Raw genomic sequence first — 14,467 nt, 5'->3', positions numbered from 1 at the left:
TCTGCGGCGGCGTCCGCTGCCCGGCTGCGTGCCGCCCCGCACACCGCTCTCCCCAAGGAACATTCATGTCTGTTCTCCGTCCGCGCTCGACGCGGATGTCCGGCCTGGTCGTGACCGCGACCGTGGTCACCCTCGGCATCGCGTCCGCCCTGCCCGCCCAGGCCCTCACCGGCGCCGAGGCATCCGTCGGACAACACCCCGCCGTGCTCAAGCTGAACGTCGGCGACGAGGCCGACAGCCGTGCCTGCACCGCGACCCTGATCGACGAGTGGTGGATCGCCACCGCCGCCAGTTGCCTCGCCGGCACGGCGGGTCAGCCGGTCGCCGCCGGCAAGCCCGCGGTGAAGGCCACCCTCACCCTGGCCGGTGGGGACACCCGTGAGGTCACGGAGCTCGCACCGCGCTCGGAGCGCGACCTGGTCCTGGCCCGGCTGGCACTGCCCGCGCGGGGCGCGGTCACCGCCAAGGTCGCCGCCAAGGCCCCGGAGGCCGGTACCGACCTCACCGCGGCCGGCTTCGGGCGTACGAAGACGGAGTGGGTCCCGGGCAAGCCGCACACCGGTACGTTCACCCTGAACAGCAGCGACGCCACCACCCTGGCCCTCACGGGCAAGGGTGCCGACGCCCTCTGCAAGGGCGACACCGGCGGCCCGCTCCTCAACGCCGCCGGTGAACTCGTCGCCGTCAACAGCCGCTCCTGGCAGGGTGGTTGCCTCGGCACCAACCCCACCGAGACCCGTACGGGAGCCGTCTCCGCCCGCGTCGACGACCTCGCGCCGTGGATCGCCCAGACCATCGCGCCGCGCCGGTCGGCGGCGGTCAACGAGGCGGGTGGCAGTGGCCGGATCCGGTGGGCGGACTGGGACGGTGACGGCAAGCCGGACTACATCAACGTCGCCGACAGCGGCAGCGTCGAGGTCTACCTCAACCGGGGTGGCGACGGCCGCGGCGGCTGGCAGGGCCTGGGCAAGGTGGCCGAAGGCGTGACCGCCGACCGCAACCGGGTCCGCTTCGCGGACTGGGACGGCGACGGCAAGGCCGACTACCTCGTCATCAACACCGATGGATCCGTGGAGGCCTACCTCAACCGGGGCGGCGACGGCCGCGGCGGCTGGAGCGGTACCGGCAAGATCGCCCGGGGTGTCACCAACGACGCGAGCAAGGTCCGCTTCGCGGACTGGGACGGTGACGGCCGCACCGACTACCTCGTCTTCAACGACGGCGGCGCCGTCACCGCCTATCTCAACCGGGGCGGCGACGTGGTCCCGGACAACGGCTGGCAGGTCCTCGGCCAGATCACCACGGGCGCGACCAGTGACCGCAACCGGGTCCGCTTCGCCGACAACGACGGTGACGGCAAGGCCGACTATTTCGCCGTCAAGCCCGACGGCAAGGTCGACCTCTACCTCAACCGGGGCGGCGACGTCGTACCGAACACCGGCTGGCAGGTCGTCGGTCAGATCGCGGCCGGTCTGACCACCGATCACACCCGGGTCCAGTTCGTCGACTTCAACGCCGACACCCATGCCGACTACGTACTGGCCGGCGCCGGCAACAGCGCGTCCGTCTTCGCGTGGAACGGCGGCGACAAGGGCAACGGCTGGACCGACCTCGGCAAGGTCGCCAGCGGCTCCTGACCTCGGGCTCCCGCTCCTCCCGCCCCGCCGGGAGGGACATTCCGCACGGCTCGACGTGATCGACCCGGCGCGAGCGACCCAGCGTGATCGACCGCCTCCGGTTCCCTTGCGGGGGAACCGGGGGCGGCGTCCGTTGCGCCCCTCCCCCTGGGCTCGCCCCACCCCTCCCTCAGCACGGCTCACGTCTCGTGTCGTGCGCCGCCCTCACCCCCGAAGGACAGCACGACGATGCGACGCAGCACCTCCCTGGCCCTGGTCCTGACCGCAGGTGTCACCGCCGCACTCGGCCTGGGCGTCACACCGGCCGCCGCGGCCCCGCAGCCGGCCGCGCCGCTCGTGAGGATCATGCCGCTGGGCGACTCCATCACCGCCGGCGCGGGCAGCTCCGACGAGGCCGGATACCGGTCCCGGCTCTGGGATCTGATGACCGGCCAGTCCCGCTACACCGCCGACTACGTCGGCTCCGGCTCGTTCGGCACCACCGTCGACCCGGACAACGAAGGGCACAGCGGCTGGACCATTGGCGGGATCCGGGACAACATCGACCGGTGGCAGGCGGCCGCCGCACCCGACGTCATCCTGCTGCACCTGGGCATCAACGACCTCAACTCCCACAACGCCGAACCCGAGGGCGCCTCGGCCGAGCTGGTCTCGCTCATCGACCGCGTCCACGCCAACAAGCCCGGCGTCACCGTCATCGTCCAGGGGCTGCTGCCCGACACGCGCGGCCAGTACGAGCGTACGAACACCTTCAACGCCGCCGTGCGGGCCGCGGTCGCCGCCCGCTCCGCCACCGGTCGGCACCTGACCTACGTCGAGCCCCCGCGCCTGAACCCTGCGACGGAACTGCCCGACGGCCTGCACCCCAACGACGCCGGCTACCGCAAGATGGCCGCCGCCTATCACCAGGGCCTGGAGCAGGCCGTCACCGACGGCTGGACCCGATCCGCTCCGGCTCCGCGGGCCGGCACCGAGGCGGGAGGCGCCGGACGCGTCCGGTGGGCCGACGTCGACGGCGACGGACGGACCGACGAGCTGACCGTCGCCGACTCCGGAGAGGTCCGCGCCCGCCTCAACCGCGGGGGAGCGGGCGCCGGGACCTGGCAGGACATCGGCCGTGTCGCCACCGGCGTCACCACGGACCGTACCCGCGTACGCTTCGCCGACCATGACGGCGACGGGCGCGCCGACTACCTGTACATCGCCCCGGACGGCTCCGTCACCGCCTACCTCAATCGCGGGGGCGACGTCACCGGACCCAACGGCTGGGAGGGCATCGGCCGGATCGCTCGGGGCACCACGCCCGCGCACCAGCAGGTGCGTTTCGCCGACTTCGACGGTGACGGACGCGCCGACTACTGGAGGATCTCGGACTCCGGAGCCGTCAACGTCCACCTCAACCGCGGGGGCGACACCCCGGGGGCGGTCGGCTGGGTCGACCTGGGTCAGATCGCCACCGGCACCACCACCGACCGCGCCCGCGTCCGGTTGGCCGACCTCGACGGCGACGGACGGGCCGACTACTCCACCGTCAACCCGAACGGCAGCCTGACGACCTACCTCAACCGCGGCGGCGACCGCCACGGTGGCTGGCGCGGTGTCGGCCAGACCGCGTCCGGCGTCACCACAGCGCACGAACGCGTCCAACTCGCCGATCTCACCGCCGACGCCCACGCCGACTACCTCGTCCAGGAGGGCGACGGCCCGACCACCGTCTACGCCTTCAACGGCGGCGACCCCTCCCCCACGGGCTGGACCAATCTGGGCAGGATCCCCGACGGTTCGTGACCACGCCCGCCGTGTCTGGTCTGCGGTAGGGCTGTCGGTAGCCCTACCGGGGCACGTGGCCACCGAGTCGCGTGGCCACCGGGTCGCGTGGCCACGCTTGGACATGAGGTCATTTGGCCACCAAGTCATCTGACCACAGGTCAATTGGCGACCGGTCACTTGGCCTGCAGGTCACTCCGGATCAAGGACATGGCGGAGGCCAGTCGGCCGATGCCCTTCTGTACCTCGCGGATGCCCTCGGAGGCCCTGGGCTCGTCCTTCTTGGCGGCTCCGTCGACGCACTCGTTGCCGCCGTGTTCGAAGGCGGTCAGGGCTTCCGTCCAGAACCCCCGGGCGTTCTCGCTCGGGATGGTGTCGAGCTTCTTGGCCTTGCCGACCTCCGCCAGCAGTTCCTGGCAAGTGGTGCTCCAGACGTCCATCGGACGCATGCTCACCGCGTTGACCTGGCCCGCGGTGTCGGAGAGCCCTTTGACCCGGCTCTCACCCCCGGAGGACCACCAGTCCTCCAGTTTCTCGGCCGGGGTCGAGCTGCACCCGGTCAGCAGCAGCGCGGTGGCGATGGCGGTGGTGGCGACGGTGGATAAGCGGACGCGGATGCGCATGGGCCCCCCTTGTTCGGTCCTGTGATGCTGTCAGGAACCACCGGAACCGGGTAGGGCCCGTGCCCGGATCGTTCACTTCCTCCAGAACAGGTGGTGCGTCACTCCGCTCGGGCTGGGAACGACGTCCAGGTGGAACCGGTCGAGCAGCTCATCGGGCGACTCCCACAGCCGCACACCGGTCCCGAGCTTCATCGGTGAGACCGCCACGTGCAGGGTGTCGACGAGGTCGGCGTCGAGGAACTCCCGGATGGTGGTCGCTCCCCCACCGAGGCGAACGTCCCTGCCCTGCGCCGCTTCCCGCGCCAGTTGGAGGACCGTGGCCGGGTCTTCGTCGACGAAGTGGAACGTGGTGTCGGAAAGGCTGAACGAAGGACGCTTGTGGTGGGTCATCACGAACACCGGCGTACGGAAGGGGGGCTCGTCGCCCCACCAGCCCTGCCAGTCGTGGTCCTGCCAGGGCCCCCGCTGGGGCCCGAACTTGTTGCGGCCCATGATCTCGGCGCCGATGTTTCGGGGGTAGTCCCGGGTGAGGTAGTCGTCCAGGCCCCGGCTCCCTCCGGGGTCGGTGCGCATGGGCCAGCTCGCCGTGGCGCCGGCCCAGGCGAACAGCCTCCCGGGCTCGACATGGCCGAAGGGCCGTTCGAGGGTCTGGTCCTCGCCGGCGCCGATTCCGTCGATCGAGACGTTGAAGTTCTGGACTCTCAGCAGCTGAGCCACGTGTTCCTCCTGTGATCGCGACAGCGGTGATCGATTCAGAGGGTGGCGCGGGCGCCGCGCCTCTCTTGAAGCATCATCGAACGAACACCTTGAACCGTTCCACCCGCCATTCCGTACGGCGCGGTCCGGGCTCGGTGGGCCGCACGCTCCTTCGCCGTGGCGGGCTCGCTCACCGTGGAACGCCGGCTCACCGTGGAGCGCCGACTCACGGTGGCAGGCTCGCTCCCAACGGAACCGTAACCACCACGTGCGCGTGCTGTAACGGTCCGTACGCGGGCGTGAATCCGGGCCCGGGGCGGGCATCTTCACCGAACCCAACCCATCCCGGTACGTCAGCAAGACCACCCAAGCCAGAACGCTCGGCGCCCTCGGCCTCGCCGCCGCCTCGCTCCTGGCCGCCACGGCCTGCGGGCCGAGCGACGACAAGGCCGGCGCCACCCCGCCGCCGAAGTCCCCCACCTCCCCCTCGGCCTCCGCGCCGTCCTCGGGGAAGCCCTCCGCGCCGTCTTCGGGAAAGCCCTCCGTACCGTCCTCCGCGAAGCCCTCCGCGTCCTCTTCCGGGCCGGGCCGTCCGGGCGAGGCCGAGGGAGATCCCACGGGCATCGACGGCAACTGCCCCGACGAGTACACGAACGTCACGGTGGAGTGGGCCGTGCCGCCCGCGAAGGACGACTCGAAGCTCCTGCTGACCGTCACCAACACGGGGACCAAGCCGTGCAAGCTGCGCAGCCACCCGGTGCTGCGGCTGGAGAACGGCCACGGCCGGCTCGTGGGGGTGTTCGCGAACGGCCCGCTTGCCCGCTTGCCGTCTCCACGCTTCCCCGCTTGCCCACTCGCCGCTTGCCCACTCGCCCACTCGCCCACTCAGGCGAACAGTTCGCCGAGCAGCTCGGGGCCGAGAGGGATCGGGGCCGGGCGGTAGGCGGGCGGCTGCGTACCCATCAGCTCGCGCACGAGGAAGTCCCAGGAGCGCTTGCGGACGTAGGTCAGGCAGTCGATGAACGTGTGCTCGGCCCCCGGCACGATGAGCAGCTCGAAGTCCTTGTCGGCGGCGATGAGCCGGTCGGCCAGGCGCAGTGTGTGGTCCGGGTGGACCTGGTCGTCCAATTCGCCGTGGACGAGCAGGAGTTTGCCGGCCAGTCGGTCCGCGATGTCCACGTTGGAGGTACGGGCCCAGGCCTCGGGGTTGTCCGCGCCGTCGTAGGTCTCCACGAAACCCGGGTTGAAGTGAGGGGCGTCGTGGGAACCGGAGAGTGCGACCCCGACCTTGAACACCTCGGGGAAGTCCAGCATGGCCCGCGCCGCGGCGAACCCGCCTCCTGAGTGACCCATCACGCCGACCCGGTCCAGGTCCATCCACGGGCGGGTACGGGCCAGCTGCCGCAGCGCCGCGACATGGTCGGCGAGGCAGCCGGCGTCGGCCAACCGGCCGTACGAGGCGTCGTGGAAGGACTTGCTCCGCCCCGGGGTGCCCCGCCCGTCCAGTGCCACCACCACGAAGCCCAACGCCGCGAGGGGTTCCGCGTCGAGGCCCATCGCGCCGGGGTCGAAGGACGGGGCGACCCGGTCGAGCTGCGGGCCGGGGTAGACGTTGTCCACCACCGGGTAGCGCCGGGCGGGGTCGAACCCGCGGGGTCGGTAGAGCACTCCGTGGATGTCCGTCACCCCGTCGGCCGCCCTGACGCGGAACCGTTCCGGCGCCGTCCAGCCGATGGCGGTGAGCTTGCCTGTGTCGGCGCGCTCCAGCTCGACCAGCACGCGCCCGGTCCAATCCAGGACGCGGGTCACGGGCGGGGTGTCGACGGTGGACGCGGAGTCGATGAAGTACTCCTGGTGGTCCGGCAGGGTGACGACGTGGTCCAGCGCGTCGTCCGTGACCTTGGCGAAGTCGGAGCCGTCCAGGGCGACCCGGCACACCGTGCGCCGGTACGGATCCTCGTCGACCAGCCCGGAGGCGGTGAAGTACACCACCCGCTCGGCCTCGTCGACGCGCAGGATCTGCCGCACCGCCCACTCACCGGACGTGACCTGCCCGAGCAGTTCGCCGGTGCGCAGGTCGTAGCGGTACAGGTGACCCCAGCCGTCCCGCTGCGAGTACCACAGCACCTCGTCGGCGAGGATGCGTACGAGCGGCGGCTCGTACATCCACTGGTTGGGTTCCACCCGGGTGGAACCGGTCTCGCTGAGCACCGCGGTCACCTCGCCGGTGATCGGGTCCATCCGGTACAGGGTGAGCGTGCGCAGGTCGCGCGGCCGGTCGAGGTAGTACACCGCCGAGCCGTCCGGGGCCCACCACGCCCACTTGGCCGTGATCGGCGACAGCTGCGGCATGAGCAGCGGTTCGGCCTGTGCGCGGACCACCGTGCCCTCGACGACGTCCAGCACGACCAGTTCGGCCAGCGGCAGGTGCTCGTCCCCGGCGTAGGCGTACCGCTGCGTGTGCAGGCGGGGTGCGCCGCCGTCGGCGGGCCTGGCCTCCACGAGGTGGGTCAGGCGGACTGCGCGCTCGTCGGTCCGGTGCGCCAGCACCTTCGTCGAGTCGGGCGACCAGGCAACGGCGGGCGGCAGGTGGGGGAGGCCTATCTTGCGCAGCAGGGTGCCGTTGGCCGTGCTCTGCGGGCCGGGGCCGTACTGGTGGTCGGGGGCGCCGTCGGTGGTCAGCGCCCACTCGCGGCCGTCGGACAGCGAGCGCGCCCACAGGTCGTGCCCTCGCCGGGACACCGCGATCTTCTTGTCGGGGGACGGCACTTCCAGGGGGTTGCCGGGCGGTGTGAACTCGGCCCGCTCGCAGGCGTAGCCGCCCAGGCGGCAGCGCCAGTACTCGCCGAACGCGACGAACTCCACTGCGGCGTCCGCCAGTTCGATGGCCGTGAACGGCAGGGCCTCGGGGTCGACCTGCTGCTCGGAGGCCGCGGCCAGGGCGTCGGCGAGCCGCGCGTGGTCGAAGGCCGGCTCGCGGGTGCCGGCCGCCGGGTCGACCAGGACGAACCGGCGGCCGGCGCCCGTACTCACGGCGTACAGGAAGCGGGCGCCGCCATCGATCCACTGCGGTCTGACCTTGTCGCCGATGACGAGCTCGCCGGGGCGAACGGGGCGGCGGAAGAGTTGTTCTGCGGCTTGGTAGTCCTGAGTGGTGGTCATTCTCTGTTGGCCCCTGTCGCTTTCGATCTCGGTGTCGGTGTCGGTGTCGGTGTCGGTGTCGGTGTCGGTCAGAGGCTGTGGGCGGTGATGTCGCCGTAGGTGGTGGTCGCGTGGAGGGTCAGCGCGGCGGTGGCGCCTTCGGTGTTCCGGAGTGCGTTGTGGATGCGGCCGTGGCCGGTGCCGGCGTCCAGGGAGGCGGACACTCCACGGGCCGCGCCGACCGAGATGTCACCGGCCTCGGTGCGCAGCTCCACCGTGCCGCTCACGGCCTCGGCGATGTGGAGGTCGCCCTTCTGAGTGGTGAGGTGTGCGGGCCCGGCCAGGCGGCCGACGGAGATGTCACCGGCGAGGAGGGTGAGGCGGGCGCTCGCGGTCTCGTCGAGCTTGACCGTGCCCTGCGCCCTCGAAGGTCACGTCACCGAGCCGGCCGACGCCCCGGAACTCGCCTGCGGCGGTCTTCGCCTCGACGTGGGAACCGGCGGGCAGTTGAACGGTCACCTCGACGGATCCGGAGGAGGTGCCCAGGATCCGGCTCTTCGCCGATGCGGTCTCGATCCGCAGGACTCCGTCGCGGTAGTCGACGGTGATCTGCTCGGCCGCCTTCACGTCGCGGCCCTTCGAGGCGTCCTCGGGCAGGACCTCGACGGCGGTGTCGGCGCGGTCGGCGGCGATGAACCGGATACGGCCGGCGGGGATGTCGAGAACGGCCGAGATCGGGGCGGTGGTGTCGAACTTCAGCATGATGTCTTCCTTCGCTTCATTGTTTCCGATGAGGGAAACGCTACGTTGCGTTCTACAGATGAGCAACGTACCTATCGAGCGAAGTGGCCATAATGGCAGTTCAGATGCCCTACATCGTTGCAACAGAACGGCATCTAATGCAACAACTGCTCTGCCGCGCGTTGCAATGAAATGAGAGTGAACGCTATGGCCGAGATGCCGGGGGCCCAGGAAACGTCGAGGAGACGTACGAGCGTCCGCCCCCGGACGTCATGGCGTGGCGGGAGCACGGCGAGACGCCGGCAGTCGTGGTGGAGTCACTCCACGGCGCACCCGTCACCCCGTCGGACAACGCGGTGGCCTACCGGGCCGACGCGGCGCAGCGGTTCCGGCTGCGCCCGCCGCCCGGCTTGCCGACTGTGGACACCGGCATCTGGAGGTGGAAGTTGCGCCAGGTGCCATTCTCCGAGCCGTGGCCGAGCTTGTCGTACACCGCGGCCAGTGCCTGCTTGGCGGCCGTGTCGTCGGGGGCGGTGAAGACCGCGTGCCCGAGCAGCGTCGCGGCGAAGCGCAGGTCCCCGGAGGCGGCGCACTCCTGGCCTTTGGCGACCAGTGCGGGAACGCCGCCGTAGTCGGCGGCGTAGCGGCGGCCCTGCTCGACGGGCGGGTGTTCCCACAGGTGGGCGGGGTTGCCGTCGAACCAGCCCATGCCCATGTAGCGCTGGTGGATGGCCTTCACGTTGTGGCTGAGGAAACCGTAGTAGCCGCGGCGGCGCGGAGCCGGTGGTCCGTCAAGATCAGCGGGATGGGAGACTGACCGGCCGTACACATGGCCGAGGGGCGATGGCAGGTGGCACGTGACATGTGGCACGTGGCCGATGCAGAGAGCAGACAAGGTGGGGATCATCGTGCGACGACGACCGAGGCGCACAGCCGTGGCGTTCCTGGTCATGACGGCACTGATGACGGCGACGGTGACGGCCTGCGTCCATCCGCTACAGGATCTCGGCCCGCTGCCGCCCCGGTTCTCGGGCCCGCCGCTGCCTGCGGACACGGCGGTGGCGGAGATGACGTCCGTGCTGGCGGCGGAGGGCATCACCATGGAGCGGGAGCCCTCGAACGTCAACGGCATCTGCCTCGAACGACTCTCGGGACGGCACGCGCCGGAAACGGTGGACGCCGCCCTCAAGGCGGCCTTCGCGCGCGCACGTTCCGAGCACGGCTGGCAGACCGGTCCCGACCTGGGCAGCCGGACGCTCACCCTGACGAAGAACAACTGGACGGTCACGGCAGGCCTCCCCGGAGGACAGGTGGCCCAAGGCATCCAGCCGCTGATCGTCATGTCGCTGATGTGCGTGGACGGCGCCGGCACCCCCTCCGCCGTCACCTCACCGCCCGCGACCGCGCTCACGCCTTCGGCACCGCCGGCACCCTCCCCGGCCTCGCCCTGACAGGCCTGACAGAACTCGCAGGACTCGCAGGCCTCTCGGACACCTGACAGACGTGGTGGAACCCGAGAGGTTCAGGAGGGTGGTGTGGAGGGCCTTCATCGACTGCGCCGTGTGGTGGGCGCGGGAGCCTCAGGAAGGCGGACCGCCACCAGCGGCAGGAAGCAGCCGACGAGAGGCCCCATGCACAGTGCGATCAGTACCGTTCCGACGCCGAGGGTTCCGCCCAGCAGCCATCCGGCGCCGGCGACGGTGACCTCGATGCCGGTGCGGACCACGGCGAGGGGCAGGTGGGTGAGTCGTACGAGTCCGGTCATGATGCCGTCGCGCGGTCCCGAGCCGAACTGCGCGCCGAGGTAGAGCGCGTCGAAGAACGCGAGTGCGACCAGGCCGAGGGCGAGGTATCCGACCTGGGTGAGTGGTCCTTGGGGGTGGGGGAGCACGGCCGCGGTGGCATCGGCGGCGAACCCGACGATCGCCACGTTGAGGAGCGTGCCGAGCCCGGGCGGTTCTCGCAGGGGGATCCATGCCAGGAGCACGAGCAGCGAGATCAGGTTGGTCGCCCAACCGAACGAGATTCCGAGGGACTTGGCCGTCCCTTCCGTGAGCACGTTCCAGCCGGCGGCGCCGAGTCCGGACTGGACGAGGAGCATCACGGCGGCCCCGTACCCCGCCAAGCCGAGCAGGAGTTGGGGGATGCGACGCGCTTTCCGGGCTGCCCGGATCTGGGCGAGCGCGTTCATGCGCGGGATCAGGGGTGTCACGGGCGGGTCGTGTGGAGCGGTGGCGGGGGTGTGTGCCGTGGAGGAAGGAGGTGCCGGAGGTGCCATGCGGCGAGTCTCCGAGTGATCTGGCCCTGGGTTCCATAGCCAGATTGACTATGCTGGTCGGGTGAAGATCAGCTCGCACGCGGTGACCCGGATGTTGGGGCCGTGGCAGGAGGGGCCGGGGCCGGCGCACCAACGGCTCTCCGACCGGCTGCGTCTGCTCATCCTGGATGGACGTGTCTGCCTGGGTGCGGTCCTGCCGAGCGAGCGTGACCTGGCCACCGCGCTCGGCACCAGCAGGACCACGGTCGGTGCCGCGTTCCGCACGCTGGTCGAGCACGGATACCTCGCCACACAGGCCCGTACCAGGGCGACGGTACGGCTGCCCGGCGACACGACGCCCCGCAACCCGCCGCGCACGGACGCGGAGACCATCGACCTGTCGTTCGCCGCGCCGGCCGCGCCCGTCGAGATCCTCCACGCCGCGTTCGCGATGGCTCTCGAACAGCTGCCACGCCATTTCGAGCGCCACGGTTACGACCGGTACGGCACCGCGGAACTGCGCGAAGCAGTCGCCCGGTGGTACGAACGACGAGGATTGCCCACCCGGCCCGATCACATCCTGATCACCAACGGTGCGCAGCACGCGCTGGCGCTCCTGACGCGCGTACTCGTCTCGCCGCGCGACACGGTCCTCGTCGACCATCCGACCTACCCGCACGCGATCACGACCTTCACGGAAGCGCGCGCCCGCCTCCTGCCCGTCCCGGTGGGATCCGCGGTGGGCTCTGCCGGCTGGGACATCGAGCAACTCCACGCCGCGGGGCGGGCCGCGCACCTGGCCTACCTGATTCCCGACTTCCACAACCCGACGGGGATGTGCATGCCCGCGGGCGTGCGCCGACAGCTCACGCTCACCTGCCCCACGGTCGTCGACGAGACGATGACCGATCTGGCTCTGGACGTTCCGCCCCCGGAACCTCTGGCCGTGCACATGCCGACAGCCATCAGTATCGGCTCGGTGTCCAAGAGCGTCTGGGGCGGCCTGCGCACGGGGTGGATCCGGGCGTTGCCCTCCCTCCTGGAACGCGTCGCGCAAGCCCGTCCCACCACGGACCTCGGCACCCCTGTCGTCGAACAGCTCGCGACAGCAGCACTTCTGAATGGACATCAGACACGGCGGTCCGACTCGCTCCGGCACCTCAGGGCGCAACGTGACGCGCTGGGGCGCGCACTCACCGAGTACCTCCCGGACGTCCACACCCTGCAACCGGTCGGAGGCGTGACGCTCTGGGCGACGTTCCGCGAGCCCATCAGCTCCCGGCTCGCAGCCGTGGCACCCGACCACGGGGTGACGATCGCGGCCGGACCACGCTTCGGGGTCGGAGGTGCTTTCGAACGCAACATCCGACTGCCGTACACGCTCCCACCCGAGCAACTGATCGAGGGAATCCGCAGACTCGCACGAGCGGAACAGGCGCTCCGTCACGGCGCCACCGGAACGCACACCCCCGCACCCGTCGCATGAGGGCGACGACGGCGTCAGGACGCCTGGCAGCCGGCTTCAGGGTCAGGTACTCGGGGCCCGGCGCGCCACGCGGTAGCGGAGGTAGTGGACGCTCGACGTGAACGTGCGGGTCTCGACGAGTTCGAGATCCAACCGGCGCTCATCCCGGGGAAAGAACGGAATGCCACCGCCGACCAGCACCGGGTAGACCTTGGGCCGGTACTCGTCGATGAAACCCAATGCGGCGGCCTCGGCGGCGAGTTGCGCGCCGCCGATCGCGATGTTGCCCTCCCCGGGCTCGGCCCGCAAGCGCGCGATCTCCTCCGCGAGGTCGCCGGAGGCCAGGCGGGCATTGCCCCGTACCGTCGACAGCGTGGTGGAGAACACCACCTTGGGGAGCGCGTTCCAGAGCGCGGTCCACTCACGCGTCGAGTCGTCGAGCGACGGACCCTGGTCGACGGTCTCCCAGTAGAGCATCGCCTCGTACAGCCGTCGTCCCAACAGGTGGACGCCGACCTCCCGGATCTGGTCGATGGCGAAGCGGAAGACTTCCTCGTCGGGCGGCGTCCAGTCGAACCCGCCGTCCGGCCCGACGATGTATCCATCGAGGGAGACACCCATCGAGTAGGTCACGCTGCGCATCGGAAGTCCTCCTCGGGAACCGGTGATTCGACATGATGACCCGCCGGCCGTCACACGACTGTGCTGCACGACGGGGCCCGGGGGCCTCGCGACACGGCCCGGTACGACACTGTCTAGGCGTCCAACGCGGTCAGGCCGTCCTGCCAGCGCGTACGCCGTTCCTCGGGGCTCTGCTCCCACCAAGGGGTGCCCCGCTCCCCCAGGGCCACCTTCGCCCACTGCACCCTGTCCCGGGCGGCCCGCTCGGCCGCGGGGTCGTGGGCGCGGAGCGCGACGCCGACGGCCCGGCGGGCAGCCATCAGGTGGACGCGCAGGCGGGCGCCGACGTCATCGGGGATGGCCGGGTCGGTGGCGCGCCAGCGCCGTCCGCCGATGACGACGTGGTGACCGTCCGGGGTGGTGTCCGGCGGGGGTTTCCGAGTCACGGGAACCGACTGCCCACACCGGGCGGACAACAACCAACCTTGAGCCGAACGCCTGCCGCCCGGCCCGTGGCCGTCGCCGTGACCGTGGCCGTGGCCGTGGCCGTGGCTAGCCCGCCGGGTACGCCCCGACCGCCTGCCGGTAGGCGACGTGACCGCCGAGCGCGCCGGTGACGGCGACGGCGGTCAGCCCTGCCATCGACCACAGTCGGCCCTTCGTCCGCCGGCCGCCCAGTCGGTTCGTGAGGGCGATGACGTAGCAGGTGACCGCGACGGCGTTGGAGGCCGCGTGGGCGAGTCCCACCCGGGCCTGCTCGGGTGGGAGGTCGGCCCAGTCGACCCAGCCGGCCACGGCAGCCGGGGCCACACCGGCCAGGCCCACCGCCGTGAGGACGGTTGCCCCGCACTGCGCTCCCGGTACGAAGTCCAGGACCGCGGCCGACAACCAACAGCCGATGGGCACCTGCACCAGAACGGGATGGACGGGGTGGCCCAGGGCCCGCCCGCGAAGATGGTCACGCGCCCCGCCCAGGGGCAGCGAACGGATCGCCTTCTGCAGGGCCCGCACGGCCGGGTCGGCCTGCGTGGCGTGCTCGATACGGTCCAGGGCCGTCAGCCACCGGGTCGAAACCGTCCCCAGCACGGATCGGCCGGGCGGGGCGGCCAGGGCAGGGGGGCCGGGAAGGTCGGAGGTGTGAGTGTCCATGCGCAGCACCTACCCGCCCTCGCACGGCACCCCGCCGGCGACCGGGCGCGTGCGCCCACAAGGCCCTGCGACGTCAGCCTCCCGAGTGACCCCGCCCCTGCCACGACGCCACGGCCACCGCGACCATCAGGAGGGAGCGGGAGGCAGCGGGCAGCGGGAGCCGGCGGCGGTCGGCATGAGGGCGCGCCGGGCGGGAAGACGCAGCCGTAGCGGAACCCGTACCCGCCGTTTGCGGCCCCCAGAGACCCTGATGGTTAATTCGTGTGGCTGAGGGTGCTGGTGGGAGCGGGTGGGCAGGTTGTTCCTGTGTCGGTAGGGTCCGGCCGGGGAGGGGCTTGTTGTGTCGATGTCGCCGCGGTCGTGGCCGGAG

General features: G+C 71.1%; 12 protein-coding genes and 2 pseudogenes. 5 read left to right on the top strand and 9 right to left on the bottom strand.

Annotated elements, in window-relative coordinates; translation table 11 throughout:
- The first annotated feature begins 65 nt into the window (after nucleotides 1-65).
- Entirely contained in the window at nucleotides 66-1,637 is a 1,572-nt protein-coding gene (locus OTB19_RS29375; RefSeq protein WP_267801567.1) for an FG-GAP-like repeat-containing protein, read from the top strand.
- A 228-nt stretch (nucleotides 1,638-1,865) separates the two neighbouring features.
- The gene (locus OTB19_RS29370; RefSeq protein WP_267801565.1) at nucleotides 1,866-3,425 is read left to right on the top strand and encodes an FG-GAP-like repeat-containing protein; all 1,560 of its coding nucleotides are present in this window, start codon (nucleotides 1,866-1,868) and stop codon (nucleotides 3,423-3,425) included.
- Between the two features lie 155 nt (nucleotides 3,426-3,580).
- Here the strand turns inward: OTB19_RS29370 and OTB19_RS29365 are convergent, their stop codons facing one another.
- Nucleotides 3,581-4,027: a hypothetical protein gene (locus OTB19_RS29365; RefSeq protein WP_267801564.1), complete on the bottom strand. Its 447-nt coding sequence runs from the start codon at nucleotides 4,025-4,027 to the stop codon at nucleotides 3,581-3,583.
- Between the two features lie 72 nt (nucleotides 4,028-4,099).
- Nucleotides 4,100-4,744 (bottom strand): dihydrofolate reductase family protein, encoded by a 645-nt coding sequence (locus OTB19_RS29360; protein WP_267801562.1) that lies wholly within the window; start codon nucleotides 4,742-4,744, stop codon nucleotides 4,100-4,102.
- A 640-nt stretch (nucleotides 4,745-5,384) separates the two neighbouring features.
- Between OTB19_RS29360 and OTB19_RS43725 the strand changes: the two genes are divergently transcribed.
- On the top strand, nucleotides 5,385-5,666 hold the full coding sequence (locus OTB19_RS43725; RefSeq protein WP_420716936.1) for a DUF4232 domain-containing protein: 282 nt from the start codon (nucleotides 5,385-5,387) through the stop codon (nucleotides 5,664-5,666).
- On the opposite strand, the gene OTB19_RS29355 is transcribed toward OTB19_RS43725, so the two are convergent.
- The 3 genes and pseudogenes from OTB19_RS29355 to OTB19_RS29345 all read right to left on the bottom strand — a co-directional run.
- Nucleotides 5,609-7,885 carry a S9 family peptidase gene (locus OTB19_RS29355; RefSeq protein WP_267801561.1) on the bottom strand — a complete coding sequence of 759 codons (2,277 nt, stop codon included), beginning with the start codon at nucleotides 7,883-7,885 and terminating at the stop codon, nucleotides 5,609-5,611. The genes OTB19_RS43725 and OTB19_RS29355 overlap by 58 nt on opposite strands.
- A 68-nt stretch (nucleotides 7,886-7,953) precedes the next feature.
- Nucleotides 7,954-8,626: pseudogene (locus OTB19_RS29350) on the bottom strand (DUF4097 family beta strand repeat-containing protein).
- A gap of 415 nt (nucleotides 8,627-9,041) precedes the next feature.
- Nucleotides 9,042-9,374: pseudogene (locus OTB19_RS29345) on the bottom strand (alkyl sulfatase dimerization domain-containing protein); the annotation flags it as partial.
- A gap of 166 nt (nucleotides 9,375-9,540) precedes the next feature.
- Here OTB19_RS29345 and OTB19_RS29340 point away from each other — a divergent pair.
- Entirely contained in the window at nucleotides 9,541-10,056 is a 516-nt protein-coding gene (locus OTB19_RS29340) for a hypothetical protein (RefSeq protein ID WP_267801559.1), read from the top strand.
- Nucleotides 10,057-10,151: 95 nt separating this feature from the next.
- Here the strand turns inward: OTB19_RS29340 and OTB19_RS29335 are convergent, their stop codons facing one another.
- The gene (locus OTB19_RS29335; RefSeq protein ID WP_267801557.1) at nucleotides 10,152-10,817 is read right to left on the bottom strand and encodes a YczE/YyaS/YitT family protein; all 666 of its coding nucleotides are present in this window, start codon (nucleotides 10,815-10,817) and stop codon (nucleotides 10,152-10,154) included.
- A gap of 127 nt (nucleotides 10,818-10,944) precedes the next feature.
- Here OTB19_RS29335 and OTB19_RS29330 point away from each other — a divergent pair, with 127 nt between their 5' ends.
- Complete coding sequence (locus OTB19_RS29330) at nucleotides 10,945-12,348, top strand: PLP-dependent aminotransferase family protein (protein ID WP_267801555.1); 1,404 nt, start codon at nucleotides 10,945-10,947, stop codon at nucleotides 12,346-12,348.
- 42 nt (nucleotides 12,349-12,390) lie between these two features.
- On the opposite strand, the gene OTB19_RS29325 is transcribed toward OTB19_RS29330, so the two are convergent.
- The 3 genes from OTB19_RS29325 to OTB19_RS29315 form a co-directional block, all read right to left on the bottom strand.
- Nucleotides 12,391-12,969, bottom strand: coding sequence for a dihydrofolate reductase family protein (locus tag OTB19_RS29325; RefSeq protein WP_267801554.1), 579 nt, complete (start codon nucleotides 12,967-12,969; stop codon nucleotides 12,391-12,393).
- A gap of 113 nt (nucleotides 12,970-13,082) precedes the next feature.
- A complete protein-coding gene (locus OTB19_RS29320) occupies nucleotides 13,083-13,394 on the bottom strand; it encodes a hypothetical protein (RefSeq protein ID WP_267801553.1) in 312 nt (103 codons plus the stop codon).
- Between the two features lie 106 nt (nucleotides 13,395-13,500).
- A complete protein-coding gene (locus OTB19_RS29315; RefSeq protein WP_267801552.1) occupies nucleotides 13,501-14,097 on the bottom strand; it encodes a DUF2231 domain-containing protein in 597 nt (198 codons plus the stop codon).
- Nucleotides 14,098-14,467 lie beyond the last annotated feature (370 nt).

Origin of the sequence: Streptomyces sp. H27-H5, from assembly GCF_026627505.1 — a bacterium.
Classification (GTDB): domain Bacteria; phylum Actinomycetota; class Actinomycetes; order Streptomycetales; family Streptomycetaceae; genus Streptomyces.
Note: the sequence above shows the minus strand (reverse complement) of the source record. Positions and strands in the feature narration are given on the sequence as shown.